This window comes from Arthrobacter sp. Y-9 (assembly GCF_029690065.1).
GTDB lineage: Bacteria > Actinomycetota > Actinomycetes > Actinomycetales > Micrococcaceae > Arthrobacter_E.
The window spans coordinates 1,227,349-1,252,290 of the sequence record NZ_CP121463.1; the positions used below are offsets into that span (position 1 = coordinate 1,227,349).

The 24,942-nt window shown below is 69.3% G+C and carries 23 protein-coding genes and 1 pseudogene; 20 read left to right on the forward strand and 4 right to left on the reverse strand.

The window, feature by feature from the left end; genetic code table 11:
• Positions 1–162: 162 nt before the first annotated feature.
• From pdhA to P9849_RS05375, 3 genes are read left to right on the forward strand one after another with little or no spacing between them, the layout of a single operon-like run.
• The gene (gene pdhA, locus P9849_RS05365) at positions 163–1,275 is read left to right on the forward strand and encodes a pyruvate dehydrogenase (acetyl-transferring) E1 component subunit alpha (RefSeq protein ID WP_278268639.1); all 1,113 of its coding nucleotides are present in this window, start codon (positions 163–165) and stop codon (positions 1,273–1,275) included.
• Positions 1,275–2,294 carry an alpha-ketoacid dehydrogenase subunit beta gene (locus tag P9849_RS05370; protein ID WP_278268640.1) on the forward strand — a complete coding sequence of 340 codons (1,020 nt, stop codon included), beginning with the start codon at positions 1,275–1,277 and terminating at the stop codon, positions 2,292–2,294. Before pdhA ends, P9849_RS05370 begins: the two co-directional genes overlap by 1 nt.
• A gap of 1 nt (position 2,295) precedes the next feature.
• A complete protein-coding gene (locus P9849_RS05375; RefSeq protein WP_278268641.1) occupies positions 2,296–3,678 on the forward strand; it encodes a dihydrolipoamide acetyltransferase family protein in 1,383 nt (460 codons plus the stop codon).
• Positions 3,679–3,730: 52 nt separating this feature from the next.
• On the opposite strand, the gene P9849_RS05380 is transcribed toward P9849_RS05375, so the two are convergent.
• Positions 3,731–4,378, reverse strand: coding sequence for a TetR/AcrR family transcriptional regulator (locus P9849_RS05380; protein WP_278268642.1), 648 nt, complete (start codon positions 4,376–4,378; stop codon positions 3,731–3,733).
• Between the two features lie 83 nt (positions 4,379–4,461).
• Here P9849_RS05380 and P9849_RS05385 point away from each other — a divergent pair, with 83 nt between their 5' ends.
• From P9849_RS05385 to P9849_RS05450, 14 genes and pseudogenes are all read left to right on the forward strand, one after another.
• Entirely contained in the window at positions 4,462–6,069 is a 1,608-nt protein-coding gene (locus tag P9849_RS05385; RefSeq protein ID WP_278268643.1) for a carboxyl transferase domain-containing protein, read from the forward strand.
• Between the two features lie 2 nt (positions 6,070–6,071).
• Entirely contained in the window at positions 6,072–8,324 is a 2,253-nt protein-coding gene (locus tag P9849_RS05390) for a biotin carboxylase N-terminal domain-containing protein (RefSeq protein ID WP_278268644.1), read from the forward strand.
• A gap of 8 nt (positions 8,325–8,332) precedes the next feature.
• The gene (locus tag P9849_RS05395) at positions 8,333–9,496 is read left to right on the forward strand and encodes an acyl-CoA dehydrogenase family protein (RefSeq protein WP_278268645.1); all 1,164 of its coding nucleotides are present in this window, start codon (positions 8,333–8,335) and stop codon (positions 9,494–9,496) included.
• A 44-nt stretch (positions 9,497–9,540) separates the two neighbouring features.
• Positions 9,541–10,293, forward strand: a pseudogene (locus P9849_RS05400) (CoA transferase subunit A); the annotation flags it as partial.
• Between the two features lie 105 nt (positions 10,294–10,398).
• Positions 10,399–11,031, forward strand: coding sequence for a CoA transferase subunit B (locus P9849_RS05405; protein ID WP_219906416.1), 633 nt, complete (start codon positions 10,399–10,401; stop codon positions 11,029–11,031).
• Positions 11,032–11,048: 17 nt separating this feature from the next.
• Positions 11,049–11,591, forward strand: coding sequence for a MaoC family dehydratase (locus P9849_RS05410; protein ID WP_278268646.1), 543 nt, complete (start codon positions 11,049–11,051; stop codon positions 11,589–11,591).
• The gene (locus tag P9849_RS05415; RefSeq protein WP_278268647.1) at positions 11,588–12,409 is read left to right on the forward strand and encodes a CoA ester lyase; all 822 of its coding nucleotides are present in this window, start codon (positions 11,588–11,590) and stop codon (positions 12,407–12,409) included. The genes P9849_RS05410 and P9849_RS05415 overlap by 4 nt, the downstream gene beginning before the upstream one ends.
• Before the next feature lie 187 nt (positions 12,410–12,596).
• Positions 12,597–13,766 (forward strand): 1-deoxy-D-xylulose-5-phosphate reductoisomerase, encoded by a 1,170-nt coding sequence (gene dxr / locus P9849_RS05420; RefSeq protein WP_278268648.1) that lies wholly within the window; start codon positions 12,597–12,599, stop codon positions 13,764–13,766.
• 46 nt (positions 13,767–13,812) lie between these two features.
• Entirely contained in the window at positions 13,813–15,144 is a 1,332-nt protein-coding gene (locus P9849_RS05425) for a site-2 protease family protein (protein WP_278268649.1), read from the forward strand.
• Positions 15,145–15,352: 208 nt separating this feature from the next.
• Complete coding sequence (locus P9849_RS05430) at positions 15,353–15,646, forward strand: YciI family protein (protein WP_278268650.1); 294 nt, start codon at positions 15,353–15,355, stop codon at positions 15,644–15,646.
• A gap of 52 nt (positions 15,647–15,698) precedes the next feature.
• A complete protein-coding gene (ispG, locus tag P9849_RS05435) occupies positions 15,699–16,862 on the forward strand; it encodes a flavodoxin-dependent (E)-4-hydroxy-3-methylbut-2-enyl-diphosphate synthase (protein ID WP_066215257.1) in 1,164 nt (387 codons plus the stop codon).
• A 19-nt stretch (positions 16,863–16,881) separates the two neighbouring features.
• Entirely contained in the window at positions 16,882–17,697 is an 816-nt protein-coding gene (locus P9849_RS05440) for a GNAT family N-acetyltransferase (protein ID WP_278268651.1), read from the forward strand.
• Positions 17,698–17,823: 126 nt separating this feature from the next.
• Complete coding sequence (locus P9849_RS05445; RefSeq protein ID WP_278268652.1) at positions 17,824–18,492, forward strand: hypothetical protein; 669 nt, start codon at positions 17,824–17,826, stop codon at positions 18,490–18,492.
• Between the two features lie 123 nt (positions 18,493–18,615).
• Positions 18,616–19,347: a hypothetical protein gene (locus P9849_RS05450; RefSeq protein ID WP_278268653.1), complete on the forward strand. Its 732-nt coding sequence runs from the start codon at positions 18,616–18,618 to the stop codon at positions 19,345–19,347.
• 89 nt (positions 19,348–19,436) lie between these two features.
• Here the strand turns inward: P9849_RS05450 and P9849_RS05455 are convergent, their stop codons facing one another.
• The 3 genes from P9849_RS05455 to P9849_RS05465 form a co-directional block, all read right to left on the reverse strand.
• Complete coding sequence (locus tag P9849_RS05455; protein ID WP_278269102.1) at positions 19,437–20,003, reverse strand: TetR family transcriptional regulator; 567 nt, start codon at positions 20,001–20,003, stop codon at positions 19,437–19,439.
• A 122-nt stretch (positions 20,004–20,125) separates the two neighbouring features.
• Positions 20,126–20,881: an ABC transporter permease gene (locus P9849_RS05460; protein WP_278268654.1), complete on the reverse strand. Its 756-nt coding sequence runs from the start codon at positions 20,879–20,881 to the stop codon at positions 20,126–20,128.
• A complete protein-coding gene (locus P9849_RS05465; protein WP_278268655.1) occupies positions 20,878–21,660 on the reverse strand; it encodes an ABC transporter ATP-binding protein in 783 nt (260 codons plus the stop codon). The genes P9849_RS05460 and P9849_RS05465 overlap by 4 nt, the downstream gene beginning before the upstream one ends.
• A 195-nt stretch (positions 21,661–21,855) precedes the next feature.
• Here P9849_RS05465 and P9849_RS05470 point away from each other — a divergent pair, with 195 nt between their 5' ends.
• The 3 genes from P9849_RS05470 (at position 21,856) to P9849_RS05480 (ending at position 24,929) form a co-directional block, all read left to right on the forward strand.
• Positions 21,856–22,080, forward strand: a complete 225-nt coding sequence (locus tag P9849_RS05470; protein WP_208188442.1) for a hypothetical protein — start codon at positions 21,856–21,858, stop codon at positions 22,078–22,080.
• A gap of 224 nt (positions 22,081–22,304) precedes the next feature.
• Positions 22,305–24,104, forward strand: a complete 1,800-nt coding sequence (locus tag P9849_RS05475) for a proline--tRNA ligase (protein ID WP_278268656.1) — start codon at positions 22,305–22,307, stop codon at positions 24,102–24,104.
• A gap of 30 nt (positions 24,105–24,134) precedes the next feature.
• Positions 24,135–24,929, forward strand: a complete 795-nt coding sequence (locus P9849_RS05480; protein ID WP_278268657.1) for a TSUP family transporter — start codon at positions 24,135–24,137, stop codon at positions 24,927–24,929.
• Positions 24,930–24,942 lie beyond the last annotated feature (13 nt).

Below are 24,942 nucleotides of genomic sequence, written 5' to 3' on the forward strand. Positions count from 1 at the left end.
AGTGCTTGTTCGCGCATTTCAATGTGAGTAGCCTCACAAGTAAGAGCTGCATGTGACGATGGCGTCCGGAGGGGCTCCGGGCGATCCCTGGAGTGACTCGGCCGCGGCGAAGGGAAGTTGACTATCGTGCCCGACATCAATCCCCACCACCCTGGGGAAGAAATGCTCCAGGTGCTTGCCCCGAGTGGGGAGCGCCTGCCGGAGCCTCAGCTGGACCCCTGGCTCCAGGACCTCGACGGCGCCGACGGCGCCGCTGTGCTGGCCGGACTGTATGAGGACATGGTGGTGATCCGGCGGATCGACGCCGAAGCCACCGCCCTCCAGCGTCAGGGTGAGCTGGCCCTCTGGCCGCCGCTCCTCGGGCAGGAGGCCGCGCAGATCGGCTCCGGCCGGGCGCTGCGCCAGGACGACTTCGTGTTCTCCAGCTACCGCGAGAACGGCGTGGCCTACTGCCGCGGCGTGGACCTCAGCCAGATCCTCCGGGTCTGGCGCGGCAACGCCTCGTCCGGCTGGGACCCGTTCGCCATCAACATGGCCACACCGCAGATCATCATCGGCGCCCAGACGCTCCACGCGGTCGGCTATGCGATGGGCATCCAGTTCGACGGCGCGGACGCGGCCGCGGTCGCGTACTTCGGCGACGGTGCCACGAGCGAGGGCGATGTCAACGAGGCGATGGTGTTCGCCGCGAGCTACCAGGCGCCCGCCATCTTCTTCTGCCAGAACAACCACTGGGCCATCTCGGAGCCCGTGAGCCTTCAGAGCCACATCACCCTGGCCGAACGGGCCGGCGGCTTCGGCATCCCGCATCTGCGGGTGGACGGCAATGACGTGCTGGCCGTGCTCGCGGCCACGCGCATCGCCCTGGACCGCGCCCGGCAGGGCGGCGGTCCCAGCTTCATCGAGGCGGTGACCTATCGCATGGGGCCGCACACGACCGCGGACGATCCCACCCGTTACCGGGATGCCAACGAACTCGAGGACTGGGCCGCCAAGGACCCGATCGCCCGGCTGGAGCGTCACCTCGAGGCGACCGGCGTGCTGGACGACGCCCTGCGGCAGCGGGTGGCCGACAAGGCGGACGAGGTGGCCGCCGTCGTCCGCGCTGGAGTCATCTCCATGCCGGAACCCGAGGCGCTCGACGTGTTCAAGCACGTCTACGCCGAACCGAATCCCTGGCTCGACCGCCAGGAGGACCACTACCGGCGGTATCTGGACCAGTTCGACCACTCCGGCGCCACCGCCGGCGCGACCACCGAGGGAGGGCGGCGCTGATGGCGACCATGACCTTCGCCCGCGCGATCAACGCAGGGCTCCGGCGTGCCATGGAAGCGGACCCCAAAGTCCTGCTGATGGGGGAGGACATCGGGTCCCTCGGCGGCGTCTTCCGGATCACGGACGGCCTGCAGAAGGACTTCGGCGCCCACCGCGTCCTGGACACGCCCCTGGCGGAGTCCGGCATCATCGGCACCGCGGTCGGCCTGGCGTACCGAGGCTACCGGCCGGTCTGCGAGATCCAGTTCGACGGGTTCATCTACCCGGCGTTCGACCAGATCGTGTCCCAGGTGGCCAAGCTGCACTACCGGACCCAGGGGCTCGTGAAGGTGCCGCTGACCATCCGCGTGCCGTTCGGCGGCGGCATCGGATCGCCCGAGCACCACTCGGAATCGCCCGAGGCCTACTTCACCCACACCTCCGGGCTGCGGGTCATCTCCGTGTCGAACCCGCAGGACGCCTACACGATGATCCAACAGGCCATCGCGTGTGACGACCCGGTCCTCTACTTCGAGCCGAAGCGCCGCTATCACGACCGCGGCGACGTGGACGAGTCGGTCGACCCGGCCACAGCGCTGTCCCTGGGGTCCGCGCAGGTGCTGACCGAAGGCCGCGACGTCACGCTGGTCACGTACGGTCCGCTCGTGAAGACGGCGCTCGACGTCGCGGTGGCGGCCGGGGACGAGGGCGTCTCCGTGGAGGTCATCGACCTGCGGTCCCTCTCACCGGTGGACTACCCCGTGGTGGAGGCCTCGGTCCGGAAGACCGGCCGCCTGGTGATCACCCATGAAGCGGGACAGAACGGCGGGCTCGGCGCGGAGATCGCCGCGAGCATCACCGAGCGGTGCTTCCACTATCTGGAGCACGCGCCCGTGCGGGTCACGGGCTTCGACATCCCGTACCCGTACTCCAAGCTCGAATCCCACCACCTGCCGGACCTGGACCGTATCCTGGACGGCGTGGACCGGGCCATGGGGCGTGCCAATTCCCTCTCGAACCTCCCAGGAGCGGACGACTGACATGATCAAGGTTTTCAACCTGCCGGACCTGGGTGAAGGACTCACGGAATCCGAAGTCGTGGCCTGGAAGGTCACGCCCGGTCAATCGGTCGCCCTCAACGAGATCATCGCGGAGGTCGAGACGGCCAAGGCCGTCGTGGAACTGCCGTCGCCGTTCACCGGCACCATCTCCGCGCTGCACGCGGATCCCGGGACGGTCGTGGAGGTCGGGCATCCGCTCGTCTCCTTCGACGTGATCGGCGCGGACGACGACGCCGCGCAGCCGCCTCAGCGCGAGGCGAACCTGGTCGGCTACGGCGCCCTCGTGGAGAAGGGCGGGCGTCCGGCCCGCCGCGCGCGGGTGGCGGCGGCCGTCTCCCCGGCGGCGCCAGCACCCGAAGTCACCTCGGCAGCTGCCGTGGCCGCGCCCGCCGTGACCGCGCCCGTCGCGACGACCGCCCCGGCGCCCCGCGAGGAACGGCCGCGCTCCACGCCTCCCGTGCGGAAGCTGGCCAAGGACCTCGGCGTCGATCTGGAACTCGTGCAGGGCACGGGGGAGCGTGGCCTCATCACCCGGGAGGATGTGCTGGCGTTCTCCGGGGCTGCCACGACGGCAGGTGGCGAGGCCGCGGGACGGGCCTCGGGCGGCGGTGAGTCCGCACTCACCGGGACGGGGGCGGGCGAGGCGGAGGCCGGCGTCGTCGGGCGGGAGACCCGCAGTCCCATCAAGGGGGTGCGCAAGCACACGGCGGCGGCGATGGTCGCGAGCGCGTTCACGGCGCCGCAGGTCTCCGAATTCCTCACGGTGGATGTCACGCCGACCATGGAACTGCTCGCCCGGATCAAGGCGGACCGTGCCTTCGCCGGACTCAAGTTCACGCCGCTCACGCTCGTGGCCAAGGCAGTGCTCGTGGCGCTCGCGAACAATCCGACGCTCAACAGCCATTGGGATGAGACCGCTCAGGAGATCGTCCAGTATCACTACGTGAATCTGGGCATCGCGGCGGCCACGCCCCGCGGTCTCACCGTGCCCAACATCAAGGACGCCCAGACGCTCAGCCTGCGGGACCTGGCGGTGGCGCTTTCGGATCTGGCGGAGAAGGCACGCGCCGCCCGCACCACGCCGGCCGAGCTGAGTGGAGGGACATTCACCATCACGAACATCGGCGTGTTCGGGATCGACGCGGGCACCCCGATGCTGTACCCGGGGGAGGCCGGGATCCTGGCCGTCGGAGCGGTGCGCCGGCAGCCGTGGGAGTACCAGGGCGAGGTGGCGCTGCGTCAGGTGCTGACCCTCAGCCTGTCCTTCGATCACCGGCTGGTCGACGGCGAGCAGGGCTCCCGATTCCTGGCCGATGTCGGCCGGATCCTGGCGGACCCGGGCATGGTCCTCACGATGATCTGAGGCGCCGGTCTGACCCGGCGTCCAGGCGCCCGGCGAGCGGACGGGGCGTGCCTCAGTCCGTCCCGCTGGGCGCCGTGAGCGCGGCGTAGGCCATGGCTTCCAGTACAGGCCGTGCCGTCTTCGCAGGCACGGTGCGTCCGCGTTCGCGGAGCGAGTGCGGGGTGGAGTTGATGAGGCCGAAACAGGCGTGGACCCGGAGCCGCCGTTCGCTGGGTCCCGCACCGGGCAGCTCGGCGCCGAGGGCCTGGACCCACAGTTCGACGTAGGCGCGCTGGAGTTCGCGCACCTGCTTCCGGCTCGCCTCGGGGAGCGACTGGAAATCGCGGTCCTGGATCCGGATCACCTCCGGCTGGGACAGGGCGAAGTCGGTGTGGAACCGCACGAGGGCGCGGAGGGCCATGCCGCCCGGCGCGGAATCCGCGGCCGCGTCCATCACCTCACGGCCGCCGTCGAGGAGCCGCCGGCTCACGCCCAGGAGCAGCTCCTCCAGGACGGCCTGCTTCGACGGGAAGTGCCGGTAGACGGCAGGGCCGCTCATCCCGACGGCGGCGCCCAGCGCTTCCAGGGACACCTTGGCGAATCCGGAGTCGGCGAAGAGCCGGGCCGCCTGAGACACCAGGGCCTTCCGTCGTTCCTCCTTGGCCACGGATCGCGCCGTCGCGGGGCTTTCGCTCACTTGTTCCTCCCGAGTGGTGGACATCACGCTCATTCGAGACTAACCTCAAACTCAGTTATACGTCACTAACTGAAATGTGACGTACCCGCTTCGGAAAGAGCAGGTCAATGGAGATTCTGTCCACCACAGTGGAACCGGCCTCCCCGCAGTTCGAGGCCAACGAGGCCGCACAACGGGCCCTGGTGGAGGAGCTCCGGGAGAAGCTGGCCGCCGCCGCGCTCGGCGGTCCTGAGAAGTCCCGCGAACGCCATGTCGCCCGTGGCAAACTGCTGCCCCGGGACCGCGTGGACCTCCTCCTGGACGAGGGCAGCCCGTTCCTGGAGGTCGCGCCTCTGGCGGCCGAGGATCTGTACGACGGCGCGTCGCCGGCCGCGGGCGTGATCGCCGGCATCGGCGTCGTGGAGGGCCGCCTGGTGATGGTGGTGTGCAATGACGCCACCGTGAAGGGCGGCACCTACTATCCCCTGACGGTGCGCAAGCACCTGCGGGCGCAGGAGATCGCTCTGGAGAACGGCCTGCCGTGCGTGTATCTCGTGGATTCCGGCGGTGCTTTCCTCCCGATGCAGGACGAGGTCTTCCCGTCGAAAGACCACTTCGGACGGATCTTCTACAACCAGGCGCAGCTCTCGGCGCGGAAGATCCCGCAGATCGCGGCCGTCATGGGGTCCTGCACCGCCGGCGGCGCGTACGTCCCGGCCATGAGCGACGAGACCGTCATCGTGAAGAACCAGGGCACGATCTTCCTGGGCGGGCCTCCGCTCGTGAAGGCGGCCATCGGTGAGGTCGTGACCGCCGAGGAGCTGGGCGGGGGAGAGGTCCACGCCAGGATATCCGGTGTGGCCGACCATCTGGCCGAGAACGACGAACACGCCCTGCAGATCGTCAGGGACATCGTCGCCACGCTGCCGGAGACCCCCGCCCGCGCGTGGGACGTGCTGCCGGTCCGGGAGCCCGTCGTGGATCCCGCGGAGTTGTACGGCGCAGTGCCTGTCGATGTGAACGCCTCCTACGACGTGCGCGAGGTCATCGCGCGGCTCGTGGACGGGAGCGAGTTCCACGAGTTCAAGCGGGAGTACGGAGACACACTGGTCACCGGCTTCGCACACGTGATGGGGCACCCGGTGGGCATCGTCGCCAACAACGGTGTGCTGTTCTCCGAATCGGCCCGCAAGGGCGCCCACTTCATCGAACTCTGCGACCAGCGCGGCGTGCCGCTCCTGTTCCTGCAGAACATCACCGGCTTCATGGTGGGCAAGGACGCCGAGCACGGGGGCATCGCCCGCGACGGCGCCAAGATGGTCACGGCCGTCGCCACGGCCCGGGTGCCGAAGTTCACCATCGTGATCGGCGGCTCGTTCGGCGCCGGGAACTACTCGATGTGCGGCCGGGCCTACAGCCCGCGCTTCCTCTGGATGTGGCCCGCGGCGCGCATCTCCGTCATGGGCGGCGCCCAGGCGGCCAGCGTGCTCGCGACCGTCAAGCGCGGCCAGCTCGAGGCGGCCGGCCAGGAGTGGAGCGCCGAGGACGAGGAGGCCTTCAAGGCCCCGATCCGCGAACAGTACGAGACCCAGGGCAGCCCGTACTACTCCACCGCGCGGCTCTGGGACGACGGCATCATCGACCCGATGGACACCCGCCGGGTGCTCGGTCTCGCCCTCGACGCCGCGTCACGGGTTCCTCTGCCCGAGACCTCCTTCGGCCTTTTCAGGATGTGATCATGGATTTCGGATTCATCGCAGGAACTCCGGACGAGCGCCGGGTCCGGGCTGCCCTCGCCGAGGGACGGCCCTTCGGCTCGGTGCTCATCGCCAACCGCGGCGAGATCGCGGTGCGGATCATCCGCACTCTCCAGCGCCTGGGCATCCGGTCCATCGCCGTCTACAGCGACGCCGACGCGGAGGCCCTGCACGTCCAGCTGGCGGATGAAGCGGTCCGGATCGGTCCGGCGGCCGCCACCGAGAGTTACCTGAACATCGACGCCGTCGTGCGGGCCGCCGTGGAGAGCGGCGCCGACGCCGTGCACCCGGGCTACGGCTTCCTCAGCGAGAACGCGCGCTTCGCCGAAGCGCTCGCCGCCGCAGGCGTCACGTTCATCGGACCCGGCGTGGACGCGCTCGCCGTGATGGGCGACAAGATCACCGCCAAGAACCACGTGTCCCGCTCCGGCGTGCCCACCGTTCCCGGCTATGCCGGCTCGCCGGGCCGGCCGCCCACCGACGACGAGCTGCGGCAGCACGCCGCCGACGTCGGCTACCCGCTGCTCATCAAGCCGTCCGCGGGCGGCGGCGGCAAGGGCATGGTCGTGGTGGAGGCGCCGGAAGACCTCGACGCCGGCCTGGCCACCGCACGCCGCGTGGCCGCGAGCGCCTTCGGCGACGACACCCTGTTCATCGAACGGCTCGTGCGGAACCCCCGCCACATCGAGGTCCAGGTGCTGGCCGACACCCATGGGAACGTCATCCACCTGGGGGAGCGCGAGTGCTCCTTGCAGCGCCGACACCAGAAGGTCATCGAGGAGGCCCCGTCGGCATTGCTCGAAGGCCTGCCGAACGGCGCCGAGATCCGGGAGCGGATGGGGCAGGCGGCCTGCGGCGCCGCCCGGAGCGTCGACTACGTGGGCGCGGGGACCGTGGAGTTCCTGGTCTCGGACGACCGCCCCGAGGAGTTCTTCTTCATGGAGATGAACACCCGGCTGCAGGTGGAACACCCTGTCACCGAGGAGGTCACGGGCATCGACCTGGTGGAACAGCAGCTGCGGGTGGCGGCGGGGGAGACCCTGTCCATCCGGCAGGAGGATGTCCGGCTGAACGGGCACGCGATCGAGGCCCGGGTGTACGCGGAGGATCCGCGCAACGGCTTCCTCCCGGCCACGGGCACGGTGCTGCTGCTCGACGAGCACGGAACCCAGACCCCCCTTCCGGGCAGACGCTTCGCCCCCTATCGGCCGTGGAATCCCGAGCCCAGGGCTCGGATCGACTCGTCCCTCTTTCAGGACCAGGTCATCGGATCGGACTACGACCCCATGCTGGCGAAGGTCATCGTGCACGGCGAGGACCGTGCGGACGCCCTTCAAAAGCTCGATCTGGCCCTGGCGAAGTACCGCCTGCTCGGACTGTCCACGAACGTCGAGTACCTGCGTCTGCTCCTCGCGGACGAGGACGTCCAGGCCGGGCGCCTCGACACCGGCCTGATCGAACGCAAGCTGGACGGCTTCCCGTTCCACGAGGTGAACGACGTCGATCTGGCCCTGGTCGCCGTGATGACCGACCAGGTGCTCCACGGAGAGGCCTCCAGCCGGTCCCGCGACTCCACCACCGGCCTGGGGCCGGGCTGGGGAGCCATCGACGGCTGGCGCCTCGTGGCTCACTCGCCTCGAAGGATTCATGCCGTGGTGGCCGGGACGGACCTGACGGCCCAGGTGTCAGGCGGGATCTGGCGCCAGAAGTCACGTGACCTGCCGGTCACCGTCGAGTACCAGGTGACGCTGCCCGGGCGCGACGCCGTCATCGCGGTCACGTGGCGGATCGGGCAGGGGGCGGGCGTGTTCGAGGTGGACGGCACGCCCTACGAGTACGTGGTGGCCGTCCCTGGCGCCAGCAGGGGCCATCTGGACACGCCACGATCGATCACCGCGTGGATCGGCCGTGACGGCTGGTCCGCCGAGGTCGAGCTCCTGGGCCGCGAAGAAGCTCTGACCCGCCGTCTGGCCCGGCTCGACGGGCTGGAAGGCGAAGCGGATCCGCGCGTCGTGACGCCCATGCCGGGCACCGTCGTCGCCGTCATGGTGCAGGACGGCGAGCGGGTGGAGGCCGGCCGGCACCTGCTCAGCGTCGAAGCCATGAAGATGGAGCACCAGCTCACCGCACCCCTCGGGGGCATCGTGCACCTTAACGTCGCACCCGGCGATCAGGTCAAAGCCAAGGCCGCAGTGGCCACCATCCATCCCGAAGATCCGGGACACGAGAACTAGGACACCACATGCCTGATTTTGAACTCAGCGACGAGTACCAGGACCTCAGTGACACCGTCCGCGAGTTCGCGGACGAGGTCGTGGCGCCGGTGGCGCAGAAGCACGACGAGGAGCACAGCTTCCCCTATGAGGTGGTGGCCGGCATGGCCGAGCTGGGCCTCTTCGGCCTGCCGTTCCCGGAGGAGTACGGCGGCATGGGCGGCGACTACTTCGCCCTCGCCCTCGCGCTCGAGCAGCTCGGCCGCGTGGACCAGTCCGTGGCGATCACGCTGGAAGCAGGCGTCTCGCTGGGCGCGATGCCGGTGTACCGTTTCGGGACCGATGCCCAGAAGGAGGAGTGGCTGCCGTCTCTGGCCTCCGGTCAGGCTCTCGCCGGCTTCGGCCTGACGGAGCGGGAGGCCGGTTCCGACGCCGGTGGCACCCAGACCAAGGCGCGCCGCGAGGACGGCCAGTGGGTCATCAACGGCAGCAAGGAGTTCATCACGAACTCCGGCACGGACATCACCCGTCTGGTCACCGTCACGGCCGTCACCGGCATCACCGAACGCCCCGACGGCACCGTGAAGAAGGAGATCTCCACGATCCTGGTGCCCACCGACACCCCCGGCTTCATCGCGGAGAAGGCGTACAACAAGGTCGGCTGGAACGCCTCCGACACCCACCCCCTCACCCTGAAGGACGTCCGCGTCCCCGAGGAGAACCTCCTGGGCGTCGAGGGCCGTGGCTATGCGAACTTCCTCTCCATCCTCGACGAGGGCCGGATCGCCATCGCGGCGCTCGCCACCGGCGCCGCGCAGGGCTGCGTGGACGCGTCCGTGCGCTACGCCCGGGAGCGGAGCGCCTTCGGGAACATGATCGGCAAGTACCAGGCGATCCAGTTCAAGATCGCCCGGATGCAGGCCCGCGCCCACACCGCCCGCCTCGCCTACTACGACGCCGCAGCCCGCATGCTGGCGGGCAAGCCGTTCAAGTCGCAGGCCGCGATCGCCAAGATGGTCGCAGGTGAGGCGGCCATGGACAACGCCCGGGACGCCACCCAGGTGTTCGGCGGCTACGGTTTCATCAACGAATTCCCCGTGGCCCGGCATTACCGCGACTCCAAGATCCTGGAGATCGGCGAGGGCACCACCGAGGTGCAGCTCATGCTGATCGCCCGCGAGCTCGGCCTGTAGCCGCGCCTCTGGAATTCGACGACGCCACAGGAGAGGATCGGAGCATGATCGACAAAGTGGTCGGCAGCGTGGAGCGTGCCGTGGCAGACATTCACGAGGGCGCCTCCCTCGCGGTGGGCGGATTCGGGCTGTGCGGGATCCCCGTCGGCCTGATCGACGCCCTGCACCGCCAGGGCACCGGCGGTCTGGAGACGATCAGCAACAACTGCGGGGTCGATGACTGGGGTCTCGGCATCCTGCTGTCCGACGGCCGCATCCGCCGCACGATCAGCTCCTATGTGGGGGAGAACAAGGAGTTCGCCCGGCAGTATCTGGCCGGCGAGCTCGAAGTGGTCCTCACCCCGCAGGGCACGCTGGCGGAGAAGCTCCGTGCCGGCGGCGCGGGCATCCCCGCCTTCTACACGGCGGCCGGCGTGGGCACGCAGGTGGCCGAGGGCGGGTTGCCTCAGAAGTACGACGACGCCGGCGGGATCGCGCTCGGCTCCGCGCCGAAGGAGGTGCGCACCTTCGGGGGTGCGGACTACGTGCTGGAGGAGTCCCTCACGCCGGACTTCGCTCTGGTGCACGCCGCGAAGGGAGACCGCCACGGGAACCTCGTGTTCCACGCCACGGCTCTGAACTTCAACTCCCTGTGCGCCATGGCAGGGCGGATCACCATCGCCGAGGTCGAGGAACTCGTGGAACCGGGTGAGCTGGACCCGGAGCACATCCACGTGCCGGGCATCTTTGTGCAGCGCGTCGTCCACGTGCCCGCGGGAAGCCCTCTGGCGGAGAAGCGGATCGAGAAGCGGACGGTCCGGAAGGAGCAGGCTCCGGCGCCCGCGAGCGGGGCCGGCGCTCCGGCGTCGGACGCCGCGGAGACCACCGCGGACAACACGGCGCGCGGGCTCGACCGCAACCAGCTGGCGGCGCGGGTGGCCCGGGAGCTGCGGAACGGCCAGTACGTCAACCTCGGGATCGGCATGCCGACCCTCATCCCCAACCACATCCCGGACGGGGTGGAGGTGGTCCTGCATTCCGAGAACGGCATCCTGGGCACGGGGCCGTACCCCACCGAGGACGCGGTGGATCCGGACCTCATCAACGCGGGCAAGGAGACGGTGACGGTCAACCCCGGCGCCGCCTTCTTCGACTCGGCACTGTCCTTCGGCATGGTCCGCGGAGGGCACGTCGACGTGGCGGTCCTCGGCGCCATGGAGGTCGCGGAGAACGGCGACCTGGCCAACTGGATGATCCCCGGCAAGATGGTCAAGGGGATGGGCGGCGCCATGGACCTCGTGTTCGGAGCCAAGCGCCTGATCGTGATGATGGAGCACGTGGACCGGAACGGGCGCCCCAAGATCGTCCAGAGCTGTTCCCTTCCGGTCACCGGCAAGGGCTGTGTGGACCGGATCATCACGGACCTCGCGGTCATCGACGTGACCGATGACGGACTGGTCCTCCGGGAGACCGCGCCGGGCGTCTCGGTGGAGGAAGTCCTCGCCGCGACGGGCGCTGAACTGCGCGTCGAGATGCACGATCCGGACACCGTATGAGCACGCAGGAGAACCGCATGAGCGAGCCCGGAGACGAACCCGTGACCCAGCAGGACGAACCCCGCCGGATCGTGCAGCGGGGACTGTACTTCGACGAATTGGAGGACGGCGCCGTCTACGTCCACCGTCCCGGCCGGACCCTGACCGAAGCGGACAACGTCCTCTTCACGACCTTGACGATGAACACGCAAGCCCTGCACCTCGACGCCGCATGGAGCGAGTCCCAGCCCTTCGGGCAGCGCCTCGTGAACTCGATGCTGACCCTGGCCACGCTGGTGGGACAGTCGGTGCCGCAGCTCACAGCGGGGACCATCATCGCCCAGCTCGGACTCGACGGGATCAGCTTCCCGAAACCGATGTTCCACGGCGACACCCTCTACACGGAGACCACCGTGCTGGAACGCAGGCCGTCGGCGTCGCGTCCGGGGCAGGGTGTCGTGACCTTCCAGCACACCGGCTACAACCAACGAGGCGAGGTCGTGGCCCTGGCCCGGCGGACCACGTTGATGTGGACCTGCGAGGCCCACGAAGCCCCCGGACGGGGGACACTGGAGGCATGAGCTTCTCGATGGGACCCAGCCTCCTGTTCTGCCCGGCCGACCGGCCCGAACGCTACGCCAAGGCGTCCGACCGCGCCGACGCCGTCATCCTGGATCTGGAGGACGCCGTGTCCGCAGACGCCAAGGCCGCGGCCCGGCTGGCGCTCGCGGACCCCGCGAACGCCCTCGACCCGGAGCGGACCATCGTCCGGGTCAATCCCGTGGGCACCCCCGAGATCCGCCTGGATCTGGAAGCCGTGGCGAAGACGCCCTACCGGACGCTCATGCTGGCCAAGGCCGAGAGTGGCCAGCAGCTCGACGCCCTGGCGGACTACGAGATCCTCGCCCTGTGCGAGACCGCGCGAGGTGTGCTGAACGCCGCCGGGATCGCCGCGCGGCCGAACGTCGTGGGACTCATGTGGGGCGCCGAGGACCTGCTGGCGTCGCTCGGCGGGACCTCCAGCCGGGACGCCGACGGCGGCTACCGTGCGGTCGCGCTGCACGCCCGCTCCCAGGTGCTGCTCGCCGCCGGGGCGTTCGGGAAAGCGGCGATCGACGCGGTCTACGTCAACATCCCGGACCTGGAGGGGCTCGCCGCTGAATCCGCCGACGCGGTGGCGTCCGGTTTCGCGGCGAAGGCCTGCATCCACCCGAACCAGGTGGCGGTGGTGCGGGAGGCGTATCTGCCCGACGACGCCGCGGTCCAGGCCGCGCGGGACCTCCTCGCCGCCGCTGCCTCCGCGGGCAACGGGGTGTTCAGTCACGAGGGCCGCATGATCGACGGGCCGATCCTCCGGCACGCCGAGTCGGTGCTCCGCCGGGCGGGCGCGTCCGGCTGAGTCCGCATCAATCGGTGCCATCCGCCGAGTTCGTGGGGCGGAGTGGCGATGGGCCGGGCGGTGGTGTGCCGTTCGTGGTGCGTCGGTGACCGGCCGGGGCTGAGACCAGGCACAGGGAACAGGGCCCACGCGGGTGCCGCACGGGTCCCGTGCAGCGGGCGCTCAGGTTCTCCGGGATACTGGAACCATGCGTTCTGTGACCCTGCTCGGCTCCACCGGTTCCATCGGCACCCAGGCGATCGACGTCGTCGACGGCGCCCCTCACCGTTTCAGCGTCACGGCGCTGAGCGCAGGAGGCGGCAACCTCGCCCTCCTGGCGCGGCAGGCGGTCCACGTCCGCGCGCAGGCCGTGGGCGTGGCTTCGGGGAGCGAAAGCGAGTTCCGGGAACTGCTGGCCGATGAGGCCGCCCGGGCAGACCTGCGGGACTACGCCCCAGAGCTGTACTTCGGCCCCGACGCCTCCACCCGCATCGCTTCGATCCCGGTCGACGTGGTCCTGAACGGCATCACGGGTTCCATCGGCCTCGCGCCGACCCTCGCGGCCCTCGAATCCGGGGCGACCCTGGCGCTGGCCAACAAGGAATCCCTGATCGTGGGCGGCGCCCTCGTCAAGGACCTCGCCCGGCCGGGGCAGATCGTGCCCGTGGACTCCGAGCATTCGGCCATCGCCCAGTGCCTCCGCTCCGGCACCGAGACCGAGGTGGACCGCCTGGTCCTCACGGCCTCCGGGGGGCCGTTCCGCGGCAAGACCCGCGCTGAGCTCCAGCACGTCACGCCCGCAGAGGCCCTCGCCCACCCGACCTGGGACATGGGCCTCATGGTCACCACCAACTCCGCCAGTCTCGTGAACAAGGGCCTGGAGGTCATCGAGGCGCACCTGCTGTTCGACGTGCCGCTGGACCGGATCGACGTCGTCGTCCACCCGCAGTCCGTGGTCCACTCGATGGTGCAGTTCGTGGACGGCTCCTCGATCGCGCAGGCGTCCCCGCCGGACATGCGGCTGCCCATCGCCCTCGGCATGGCCTGGCCCGAGCGGGTCGCCCACGCCGCGACCCCCTGCGACTGGACGCAGGCGACCCAGTGGACGTTCGAGCCGCTCGACGCCGTGGCGTTCCCCGCCGTCGACCTCGCCAAGGACGCGGCCAAGCAGGGAGGCACCCATCCGGCCGTCTTCAACGCCGCCAACGAGGAGGCCGTGCTGGCCTTCCACCGCGGTGAGATCAGCTTCACGGACATCGTGGACACCGTGGAGGCGGTGCTCGCCGAGCACTCCGACCACGCCGCGCTCAGCCTGGAATCGGTGCTCGCCGCCGAGGAGTGGGCACGAAAGCGCACCCACGAACGTTTGTCCTCGTGATGAATGCTTCGACGAGAAAGACCACTGAGATGACGAGGCTGTGGGCATGAGCGGGCCGCTGCTGTTCCTGGGCGGGGTGCTGTTCGTGGCGATCGGCATCGCCGTGTCCATCGCGCTGCACGAAGTGGGCCACCTGCTGCCCGCCAAGCTGTTCAAGGTCCGTGTCACGCGGTACATGATCGGCTTCGGCCCCACGATCTTCTCCCGGAAGAAGGGCGAGACCGAGTACGGCGTCAAGGCACTGCCCCTGGGCGGCTACGTCCAGATGATCGGCATGTACCCGCCGAATCCCGAGGACGGCACCTTGCGCGCCTCCAGCACGGGCATGTTCCAGAACCTCGCCCGGGAGGCCCGCCAGCAGGCGAGCGAGGAGGTGGGGCCCGAGGACGGGAACCGCGTCTTCTACAAGCTCCCTGTGTGGAAGAAGATCGTGATCATGCTGGGCGGCCCGGCGATGAACATCGTGCTCGGCATCCTCTTCACGGCCGTCCTCCTGATGGGCTTCGGCAGTGCGCAGCCCACGACCACGCTGTCCAGCGTGTCCGCCTGCCAGGTGGCGCAGGGGGACAAGGAGCCCGGCCCGGGGGAGAAGTGCACCCCGGCTCCGGCGGCGGCCGCCGGTCTCAAACCCGGTGACCGGATCGTCAGTTTCGACGGCAAGCCCGCCACGGACTGGAACACCCTGACGGAACAGATCCGGCAGTCGGCCGGCCGCAAGGTGCCGGTGGTCGTCCAGCGCGGCGACCAGACGATCGACACGACCGTCACCCCGGTCCTGACCGCTCGCCCGGTCTACGGCGCGGACGGCCAGCCGGCGAAGGACTCCGCGGGCAAGGCCCTCACGCAGGACGTCGGCTTCATCGGCGTCGGTCCCCGCCAGGCCCTGGTTCCGCAGGGCCCGGAGTCAGTGCTCCCGGCCGTGGGGACGCAGATGACCCAGGTCAGCCACGTCGTCCTCGATCTGCCGGCCCGGGTGATCGGCGTGGCCAAGGCCGCCTTCAGCTCGGAGCCCCGCGATCCGAACGGCCCCATCAGCGTGGTGGGCGTCGGACGGGTCGCCGGCGAGGTCTCGGCCATGGAGGAGATCCCGCTGAACGCGCGCATCGCCAGCCTGGTCGGCATCCTGGCCGGCCTGAACTTCGCGCTGGCCATCTTCAACCTGATCCCGTTGCCGCCCCTCGACGGCGGTCACGTGGCCGGGGCCCTGTACGAGGGAATCCGGCGCGGCATCGCCCGGATCTTCCGCCGTCCCGATCCAGGCCCCTTCGACCTCGCCAAACTGCTGCCCGTGACGTACACGGTGGCGGGGCTGCTGCTCGTGATGGGTGTGGTGCTGATCTACGCGGACATCGTCAAGCCCGTGAAGCTGTTCGGATGACGACGGCGGTCGCATTCACTGAGCCCGCCGGCCTGTCGGCCGGTCGGGGATGTCCCTCGGCGCCTGCGCTCGTTCCTCGCGCGACAACGGCGCTCTCGGAACATCCCCGGCCGGCTCCTGTTCGCCTCAGTGTCTGGCCCGGCGTCGAGCGCTCAGTGTCACAGTGCCGACGCCCCGCGGTTCCGGGCCTGAGGGATAGAGTGAACCCATGACTGTTTTCGCCGTGGAGTACGTGTACGACGCCGCAACGGCCGCCGTGCGCGACGAGTTCCGTCCCGCCCACCGTGCCTGGCTCGGATCGCTCGCCGAGGAGGGCACCGTGCTGGCGTCCGGACCCGTCGATTCCGGGGCGGGAGCCCTGCTGATCATCGTGGTCGAGGACCAGCCCGCGCTGGATGGACTTCTCCGGGAGGACCCGTTCCAGATCAACGGCGCCGTCGCCCAGACGAGCGCCCGCGAATGGAGTCCCGTGATCGGCCGCTTCAGCGAATTCGTCTCCTGACCGGGGCCGGACTCACCAGAACCACCAGAGCTACAGAACTGAGGAATCAGAAGTGACATCGGTCAGCCTTGGAATGCCGTCCGCCCCGCCGCCCGTGCTCGCACCGCGGCGCAAGACCCGCCAGATCAAGGTGGGGTCGGTGGGCGTCGGGTCCGACTCGCCCATCAGCGTGCAGTCCATGACCACCACCCCCACCACGGACATCAACGCGACCCTGCAGCAGATCGCGGAGCTCACGGCGTCCGGCTGCGACATCGTGCGCGTCGCCTGTCCGTCGGCGGACGACGCCGCGGCTCTGCCCATCATCGCCAAGAAGTCGCAGATCCCGGTGATCGCGGACATCCACTTCCAGCCGAAGTATGTCTTCGCGGCCATCGAGGCCGGGTGCGCCGCGGTGCGCGTGAACCCGGGCAACATCCGGAAGTTCGATGACCAGGTCAAGGAGATCGCCCAGGCGGCCAAGGACCACGGCACGAGCATCCGCATCGGCGTCAACGCCGGTTCCCTGGAGCCCAGCCTGCTGAAGAAGTACGGCAAGGCCACCCCGGAGGCCCTCGTGGAGTCGGCCGTCTGGGAGGCGAGCCTCTTCGAGGAGCACGGTTTCCACGACTTCAAGATCTCGGTGAAGCACAATGACCCCGTGGTCATGGTCGCCGCCTACGAGATGCTCGCCGAGAAGGGCGACTGGCCCCTGCACCTCGGCGTGACCGAGGCCGGACCGGCGTTCCAGGGCACCATCAAGTCCGCCACCGCGTTCGGCGCCCTGCTGTCCCGCGGCATCGGCGACACCATCCGCGTCTCCCTCTCGGCCCCTCCCGTGGAGGAGGTCAAGGTGGGCAACCAGATCCTGCAGTCCCTGAACCTGCGCCCCCGCAAGCTCGAGATCGTCTCCTGCCCGTCCTGTGGCCGCGCCCAGGTGGACGTCTACACGCTGGCCGAGCAGGTCACGGCGGGCCTGGAAGGCATGGAGATCCCGCTGCGCGTGGCCGTCATGGGCTGCGTGGTGAACGGACCCGGCGAGGCCCGCGAAGCCGACCTCGGCGTCGCCTCGGGCAACGGCAAGGGCCAGATCTTTGTGAAGGGACAGGTCATCAAGACCGTGCCGGAACACGAGATCGTTGAGACACTGATCGAAGAAGCCATGCGCATTGCCGATGAAATGGAGTCCGATGATCCGAGTGCTCCCTCCGGCAGTCCAGTGGTCACCGTCTCCTAGCAAGGTCGCGGGAGGGCCCATGATCCGTGAACTCGTGGATGAGGACCTTCCCGCGCTCCGGGATCTGGCCCTGCGGGACGAAGCGGTCAACGCCTTCGTCCTGGCCCAGACCGTCAGGCCGTGGCGCTCCCTGGGCGCCACGGTCTTCGGCGTGTTCGACGACGGCGGGCTGATCGCCGCTTGCTGGGCGGGCGCCAATGTGGTGCCCATCGCCCTCGACCCGTCCCTCGCGCCGCTCTTCGCCTACGCGCTGCACTCCCGTTCGCACCGCTACGCCTCGATCTTCGGTCCGAGCGATGCCGTGCTCGCTCTGCTTCCGGCGATGGAGGCCTTCGGGCACGTCCCCCTGGAAGTCCGCCGGTCCCAGCCGTTCCTTTTGCACGACGGCGAACTGGAGGTCGAGTCCGACCCGTCCGTCCGCGCCGCCTCGATGGACGAGTTCGACCGCATCCTCCCGGCCTCCGTGGCGATGTTCGAAGAGGAGGTGGGCTATTCGCCGTTCCTGGGCGGGCAGGAGAACTACCGCCGCCGGGTGCTCAACCTGCTCCGGCAGGGCCATACGCTCGCCCGTTTCAGCCCCGCGGGCCAGGTGCTTTTCAAGGCGGATCTGGGGGTGGTCACCCGCGGTGTGTGCCAGATCCAGGGGGTCTGGATGGACCCGGCCCAGCGCGGCCGCGGGATGGCGGCCGCCCGGGTCGCCGCCGTCGTCGAGTATTCGCGACGGGTGGCAGGCGTCGCGTCCCTGTATGTGAACGACTACAACACCGCCGCGCGGAAGGTGTACGAGAAGGTCGGCTTCCGCGAGCACGGCGAGTTCGCCACGGTTCTGTACTGATCTGTACTGGTCTCTACTGAGCCGTGCTCTCCTGGTCCGGTGCGCCCGCCCGTTCAGCGCTTCCTTCTTGTCGCGAGGCGGGCGGCGGCATAGCGTTGGGTTCACCGTCTCCAGGGGGAAGCCGCCATGAGGAAACCGCTGTTCGCCACGCTGTCCGTGGTGCTGTCCGCTCTGCTCGTGAACGGGTGCGCCGTCACGGTGCCGTCGCCGGGCAAGGCCTGGAGCGAGACGGAGCTGGAAGAGGTGGTCGGCCGGCTCAAGGGCCCCAACGACGGCGCCTTCACGCAGGTCGCGGCGAACACGATGCGCAAGACCGTCGAGGTGCGTGAGCGTCTGCAGGGTCGGACATCGGTGGATCCGCCGGCCTGCCAGGAGGTTGCCGTCTCAGAAAACCGGCTGTCAACCGGATTGCTCGACCGCGGCCGTGTGGCCCTGGGGCACAATGAGTCGGGACGCGACGCTATCGTGTCCGTCGTCCTGAGCAGCGGCCCGGAGGAACTCCTTCACCCGGGATTCGACAATGAAACCCTGGAGCGCTGTTCCACCCTGAAACTGATCCGCAGCGTACCGGTGGCCACCCTGTCCGTGGCGAAGGCCGAGGCTCCAAAGGTCGAGGGCGGACTCGCCTGGACGGTGACCACGGTCGGCGCCAGCGGCACTGTCGAGACCTCCCTGTCCACGGTCACGGTGGGCCGGGTGAACATCTTCGTCAGCGTGTCGGGACAGAAGGGCGGAGCGGACACGACGGCGGTGGCCAACGCGGTGGTGGAGCAGGCCGCCGCGCTGGTGGACTGAGTCCCGCCTGTCGCAGTCGTGTCATGGGGAGGACTGCCCATCGCGGATTTCCGCATCGAATGGAATAATCACAGACGAGTTCAGTCTCACCAATCGAATCGCTTTCTGATCGGGGAAAACATCATGAAAAACGCACGTCGGGCCCTCCTGGCTCTTTCCGCGGCCTCGCTGCTGGCCGTCACGGCCTGTTCCGGCCCGGCCCAGCAGTCCGGTGGGACCAACGGCGGCGGTGGTGGGCAGTCCGCCGCGCCCGCGGCCGTGAAGAAGTACAGCGAGGCCGAGCTGGAGGGCGTGCTCAAGGCCGCCAAGGGCGCCGATGGCAAGGAACTGAAGGTGCTCCCCTCTGCGGACCTGAAGAAATCCCTTGAGGCGTCCAAAGAACTGCTCGCCAAGACGAAGATCTCCCCGGCCGAGTGTGGCAACGGGGACATCGCGACGGCGCTTCAGAGCCTCGACGGCGCCTCCACCGCCGTTGGCACCTCCACGGGCGCCGATGGCATTCCTTCTCAGGCCGTGAGTCTGATCTCCGGGCCGGACCCGTCCGTCCTCGAGGGCAAGATCGCCCAGACCAAGGACCAGCTGGAGAAATGCAAGACCATGACGATTGAGATTGCGGGCCAGAAGGCCGAAGCGACCTCGGAAAAGGTCGACGCGTCCGCAAAGACCCCAGGCGCCGTGGCGTTCGAAACCACCACGTCCCTGCCGGGCGGCGCTACCAAGATGAAGCAGTTGACCGTGATGGCTGTCAAGAACGGAGTGGCAATCACCAGCGTCTCCCTGGCCGGTGGCGCGGGAGCAGCCGACGTCGAGAAGGCCGTCGCCGCTCTCGACGCGGTCGCCGATCAGATCAAGTAAGCCGCAGCACTCCGAACGGGCCGCGTCCACCGTGGACGCGGCCCGTTCGCGCGTTCAGGCACTGTCCGCGGCCAGACGGCGGGACGGGGTCACTTCGCGCCCTGGGCGGCGGACTCGCCGGTCCCGCCCTCGAGGTACCGCTGAACGGTCGGGGCGACCTGCCGCACCACCTCCTCGGGAGTCGCCGACGCCAGGGGTTCCAGCCGCACGACATACCGGGTCAGCATGAGCCCGACCATCTGCGACGCCACCAGGTCGCCGCGGAGGGCGAGCTCCTGAGGGGTGCCCGGCAGTCCGGCTGTGATGCGCGACAGGATCGTCCGGCTGACCATCTCCCGGAGCATGGCCGTCTTGGTGCGGGATCCGATGGTCCCGCGGATGAAGGCCACCAGGCTGTGCTGGGCCGGGCTCTCCCAGAGCCGGAGGACCGCGCGCACGATCTCCTCGGAGCGCTGCCGGGGATCGAGGGAGGTGACCCCCGCGAGCACCTCCGCGGGGTCGGCCGGCAGTTCGACGCTGAGCGCGAAGAGCTCGTCCTTGCCCTGGAAGAAGTGGTGGACCATGGCCGGATCGACGCCCGCTTCCCGGCCCACCTGGCGAAGGCTCGTGCCCTCGAACCCGTGGTCGGCGAACAGCCGGCGGGCCGCTGCCAGGATCCGCTCGCGGCTGTCCGCCTGCCCGCCACGGCGACCACGACGGCGGCCGGGAGCCGCGTGCGGTTCCGTGCCGGCGCGGTCCGGGTCGCCGTCGTCGTGCGCGCCGGACGGGGAGGGCCCGTTCACGCCGTCCGCCGGCGCAGCGTGGCGGAAGCGAGCACGAGGAGTCCGAAGGCGATCACGGCCAGGGCGATGAGGTCGTTCCGGAGCGTCTCCGTGGGGTCGCTATGGCGGCCGATATCCTGCAGCGCCTCCACGGAATAGCTCAGGGGCAGCACATTGGAGATGGCCTCCAGCACGGAGTTCATGGAGTCCCGCGCCACGAACAGGCCGCAGAGCAGGATCTGGGGGACCACCACGACGGGCATGAACTGCACCGCCTGGAACTCGGTGCGGGCGAACGCCGAGCAGAGGAGCCCGAGGGCCACGCCCAGCACCGAGTTCAGGATGCAGACCAGCCCCACCAGCACCGGGCTGCCCTGCACGTCCAGCTGGAACACCCAGTAGGCGACGGCCAGGGTGACGAGCGCCTGGACGGCCGCGAGCAGGGAGAACGCGAGAGCGTAGCCGAAGAGGAGGTCGGCCTTGCCCAGGGGAGTGGTCAGCAGCCGCTCGAGGGTGCCGCTGGTCCGCTCGCGCAGCATGGTCACCGAGGTGATGAGGAACATGATCAGGAACGGGAAGATGGCCAGCATGACCAGTCCCACCCGGTCGAAGGTGCGCGGCATCCCGGGCGGCAGCGTCTCGTTCTCGAAGAGGAAGTAGACCGCCGCCAGGAGGAATGAGGGCACCACGAGGATCATCGCCACGCTGCGGTGGTCGTGGCGGATCTGGGTGAGCACTCGCGCCGTGGTGGCGCCGAGCAGACGGGGGTTCATGAAGCCGCCTCTTCCTGTCCCGGTCCGGATGCGCCGGACTCCTGGATCATGGCCAGGAACGCCAGTTCCAGATCCGTGTTGTGGCCGCGTGCCGCCAGCCCCTCGGGGGTCAGCTGCGCCAGGAGCCTGCCGTCCCGCAGCAGCAGGAGGTCCTGGCAGTGGCGCGCCTCCTCCATGACGTGGCTGGACACCAGCAGCGTGGTGCCGGCCTCTGCAAGGCGGCGGAAGTGGGCCCAGAGCTCCGCGCGGAGCACGGGGTCCAGGCCGACCGTGGGCTCGTCCATGATGAGGAGTTCGGGGTCTCCGACCAGGGCACAGGCCAGGGAGACGCGGTTGAACTGCCCGCCGGACAGGTCCGCGGTGAGGCGGCGGGACTCGCCGGTCAGCCCCACGGCCTCGACGGCGTCGCGGGCCTCGGCGGCCGATTTTCCGTGCAGGGTGGCGAAGTAGCGGACATTGTCCAGGACCGTCAGGTCGCGGTAGACGCTGGGGGACTGGGTCATGTAGCCGAGCTTCCGGCGGAGCGGTGCGGCGCCGGCCGGCGAGCCCAGCACGGTCACGGTGCCGGATCCGAAACGCTGCAGGCCCATGATCGCTCGCATGAGGGTGGTCTTGCCGCTGCCTGAGGGCCCCAGCAGCCCCGTGATGCTGCCGGAGGCGACCGTGAAGTCCAGGTTCCTCAGCACGTGCAGACGGCCCCGCCGGACGTGCAGTCCCCTGACGACGACGGCGGCTTCCGCGGCGGCCGGCGTCGAGCGAACGTGCTGGGGCCCGTACATGGCTGCTCCCGCCTCCCGGGGCCCCTTCCGAGGCTCCCGGGTAATTCATCGACTGATGAATTAAAAGTAAGTTCACCGAAAAGGTCCGTCAAGATCCTTGATCGGGGAAGCGGGGTGAACTACGTTCGGCTCAGATGTGTCGCCGCTGTCCGCAGTGGCCAACAGGGCATGTCACCGACGTAAAGGAGCTGGAACATGGCAGTTAGCGTCAACCTCGGCAAGGGCCTGGACAAGGAATTCGAGGACAAGAGCCTGAAGGAGATCCTGGACGCACCCGTGTCCGCGCTGGCGGGCATCACGGACGCCAAGGGTGAATTCCTGGCCAAGGAACTCGGGATCAAGACCGTTCGTGATCTCGGCTCCAACAAGTACTTCGCCCTGGCCGGTGTTCTGGTGGCCCTGGAGGGCAAGGAAGGCTGATCCTTCCGCGGACACCCTCGGGAATCCGCCGTGAGGGCCCGGAGCGCGGTCGCTCCGGGCCCTTCGCCGTCCCCGGCCTCCTCGAGTTCCGTGGGTGGCCCGTGCCCGCGTGACGGCCCACACCGGATAAACTCGGGGTACGGTCCGGTCATCCCGGACCGCAGCCCTGTCCCCGGCCTGTCCGGACGGGCTTCAGCCCCGATTGCGCCAGAAACGGAATTTCAGTGATCACACGCCTTTCCTCGCTCTTCCTGCGAACCCTGCGTGAAGACCCGGTGGACGCCGAGGTCGCCAGCCACAAGCTCCTGGTCCGTGCCGGATACATCCGGCGCGCCGCCCCAGGCATCTACACGTGGCTGCCGCTCGGTCTGAGCGTGCTGCGCAAGGTGGAGCAGATCATCCGCGAGGAGATGGCGGCCATCGGTGCGCAAGAGGTCCACTTCCCGGCCCTGCTGCCCAGGGAGCCCTACGAGGTCACCAATCGCTGGACCGAGTACGGCGAGGGCCTCTTCCGCCTGCAGGACCGCAAGGGCGCCGACTACCTCCTGGCTCCGACCCACGAGGAGATGTTCACCCTGCTGGTGAAGGATCTGTACTCCTCGTACAAGGACCTGCCCCTGTCGATCTACCAGATCCAGAACAAGTACCGCGATGAGGCGCGCCCGCGGGCCGGCCTCCTGCGCGGCCGCGAGTTCATCATGAAGGACTCCTACTCCTTCGATGTGGACGACGCCGGCCTGGACGCCAGCTACCTGGCGCACCGTGGCGCCTACCTGCGCATCTTCGAGCGCCTCGGCCTCGAAGTGGTCCCCGTGAAGGCCACCGCCGGCGCCATGGGAGGTTCCCGGAGCGAGGAGTTCCTGCACCCCACGGCGATCGGTGAGGACACCTTCGTGCGCTCGGCGGGCGGGTACGCCGCCAACGTCGAGGCCGTGACCACCGTGGCACCCGAGCCCATCGACTACTCGTCGCTGCCGGCCGCCGTCGTGCGCGACACCCCGGACACGCCCACCATCGACACGCTCGTGGACGCGGCCAACCGGACCGAGCCGCGTGCCGACCGTCCCTGGACCGCCGCCGACACCCTCAAGAACGTGGTTCTCGCCGTCACGCTGCCCACGGGCGAGCGTCAGCTCGTGATCATCGGCGTCCCCGGGGACCGTGCGGTGGACCTCAAGCGTGTCGAGGCGAACCTCGGGGCGTTCCTGCCCGTGGGCGGGGAGATCGGCCTCGAGGCCGCGTCCGAGGAGGACCTCAAGAAGAACACCGCGCTGGTCAAGGGCTACATCGGCCCCGGCCTGACCACCGAGGAGCCCGTGCTGGGTTCCGAGGGCGCCGCCAAGGTCCTGTACCTGGTGGATCCCCGCGTCGTGCCCGGCTCCAGCTGGATCACCGGTGCGAACGTCGACGGGAAACACGTCTTCGGCCTGGTCGCCGAACGCGACTTCGGCTGGGACGGCGTCATCGAGGCCACCGAGGTGCGCGAGGGTGACCTCGCCCCCGACGGCAGCGGTCCGCTGGAGCTGGCCCGTGGCATCGAGATGGGCCACATCTTCCAGCTCGGCCGCAAGTACGCCGAGGCGCTGGACCTGAAGGTCCTGGACCAGAACGGCAAGCAGGTCGTGGTGACGATGGGTTCGTACGGCGTCGGCGTGACCCGTGCTGTCGCGGCGCTGGCCGAGTCCAACCACGACGACCGCGGACTCATCTGGCCGCGCAATGTCGCCCCGGCCGATGTGCACGTGGTGGCCGTGGGCCGCGGCGAGGAGATCTTCTCCACCGCCGCCCAGCTCGCGGAGGAGCTGTCCGCCGCCGGCCTGGACGTCATCTACGATGACCGTCCCAAGGTCTCTCCCGGTGTGAAGTTCGGCGACGCCGAACTGCTCGGCGTCCCCACGATCCTCGCAGTCGGCAAGGGCCTGGCCGACGGCGTGGTGGAGCTCAAGGACCGCCGCAGCGGGGAAGCGCAGAACGTGCCGGTGGCCGAGGCGGTCGCCGCCGTGCGCGCCGCCGTCGCGCACTGACAGGATGAGGGGATCACAGGCGGGCATGCCATGCTGAGCGGTTTCGAACTGCTCGACGGCGGCACGCTCGCCGTGATCGTCCTCGCCGGCTTCTGCGCCGGCTGGGTCGACGCGGTGGTGGGCGGCGGTGGTCTCATCCAGCTGCCCGCCCTGCTCCTGGTGCCCGGGATCACCCCGGTGCAGGCGCTGGCCACGAACAAGCTCGGGTCCATCTTCGGGACCACCACGAGCTCCATCACGTTCTACCGGCGCGTCCATCCCGATCTGAGGACGGCCGTGCCCATGGCGCTGATCGCGCTGGCCGGCAGTTTCGGCGGCGCGGTGATCGCCACGCAATTGCCGGGCAAGGCGTTCAAACCGATCATCGTGGTGGCCCTCGTGGCCGTGCTGCTGTTCACCGCGTTCCGGCCTGCGGTGGGCGGGGAGACGGTCCTGAGGCATCAGGGCCGCAAGCACTATGTCCTGGCCTGCCTGATCGGCGCCGTGATCGGCTGCTACGACGGGCTGATCGGTCCCGGCACCGGGTCCTTCCTGGTGATCGCCCTCGTCTCGCTCATGGGATACGCCTTCACCGAGGCCAGTGCCAAGGCGAAGATCGTCAACATGGCCACCAACGCCGGGGCGCTGCTGTTCTTCCTCCCGCACGGCTCTCTGCTCTGGGGCGTGGGTCTGCTCCTCGGCGCGGCGAACACCGCGGGCGGCTACCTCGGGGCGCGCATGGCCGTCGCCCGCGGGAACTCCTTCATCCGCTGGGTGTTCCTGGGTGTCGTGGCGGTGCTGATCGTCAAACTCGGGTTCGACGTCTGGCAGGACAACACCCGCTAGAGAGCCGTGGTTC

Excerpts from the sequence above, each read along its gene's own strand:
- dxr (WP_278268648.1), top strand. The coding sequence starts at position 12,597 with ATGCGTTCTGTGACCCTGCTCGGCTCCACCGGTTCCATCGGCACCCAG.
- P9849_RS05385 (WP_278268643.1), top strand. The coding sequence starts at position 4,462 with ATGGAGATTCTGTCCACCACAGTGGAACCGGCCTCCCCGCAGTTCGAG.
- P9849_RS05470 (WP_208188442.1), top strand. The coding sequence starts at position 21,856 with ATGGCAGTTAGCGTCAACCTCGGCAAGGGCCTGGACAAGGAATTCGAG.
- P9849_RS05425 (WP_278268649.1), top strand. The coding sequence starts at position 13,813 with ATGAGCGGGCCGCTGCTGTTCCTGGGCGGGGTGCTGTTCGTGGCGATC.
- P9849_RS05480 (WP_278268657.1), top strand. The coding sequence starts at position 24,135 with ATGCTGAGCGGTTTCGAACTGCTCGACGGCGGCACGCTCGCCGTGATC.
- P9849_RS05445 (WP_278268652.1), top strand. The coding sequence starts at position 17,824 with ATGAGGAAACCGCTGTTCGCCACGCTGTCCGTGGTGCTGTCCGCTCTG.
- P9849_RS05370 (WP_278268640.1), top strand. The coding sequence starts at position 1,275 with ATGGCGACCATGACCTTCGCCCGCGCGATCAACGCAGGGCTCCGGCGT.
- P9849_RS05415 (WP_278268647.1), top strand. The coding sequence starts at position 11,588 with ATGAGCTTCTCGATGGGACCCAGCCTCCTGTTCTGCCCGGCCGACCGG.
- P9849_RS05380 (WP_278268642.1), bottom strand. The coding sequence starts at position 4,378 with ATGTCCACCACTCGGGAGGAACAAGTGAGCGAAAGCCCCGCGACGGCG.
- P9849_RS05465 (WP_278268655.1), bottom strand. The coding sequence starts at position 21,660 with ATGTACGGGCCCCAGCACGTTCGCTCGACGCCGGCCGCCGCGGAAGCC.
- P9849_RS05440 (WP_278268651.1), top strand. The coding sequence starts at position 16,882 with ATGATCCGTGAACTCGTGGATGAGGACCTTCCCGCGCTCCGGGATCTG.
- P9849_RS05390 (WP_278268644.1), top strand. The coding sequence starts at position 6,072 with ATGGATTTCGGATTCATCGCAGGAACTCCGGACGAGCGCCGGGTCCGG.
- P9849_RS05430 (WP_278268650.1), top strand. The coding sequence starts at position 15,353 with ATGACTGTTTTCGCCGTGGAGTACGTGTACGACGCCGCAACGGCCGCC.
- P9849_RS05460 (WP_278268654.1), bottom strand. The coding sequence starts at position 20,881 with ATGAACCCCCGTCTGCTCGGCGCCACCACGGCGCGAGTGCTCACCCAG.
- P9849_RS05410 (WP_278268646.1), top strand. The coding sequence starts at position 11,049 with ATGAGCGAGCCCGGAGACGAACCCGTGACCCAGCAGGACGAACCCCGC.
- P9849_RS05375 (WP_278268641.1), top strand. The coding sequence starts at position 2,296 with ATGATCAAGGTTTTCAACCTGCCGGACCTGGGTGAAGGACTCACGGAA.
- pdhA (WP_278268639.1), top strand. The coding sequence starts at position 163 with ATGCTCCAGGTGCTTGCCCCGAGTGGGGAGCGCCTGCCGGAGCCTCAG.
- P9849_RS05395 (WP_278268645.1), top strand. The coding sequence starts at position 8,333 with ATGCCTGATTTTGAACTCAGCGACGAGTACCAGGACCTCAGTGACACC.
- P9849_RS05450 (WP_278268653.1), top strand. The coding sequence starts at position 18,616 with ATGAAAAACGCACGTCGGGCCCTCCTGGCTCTTTCCGCGGCCTCGCTG.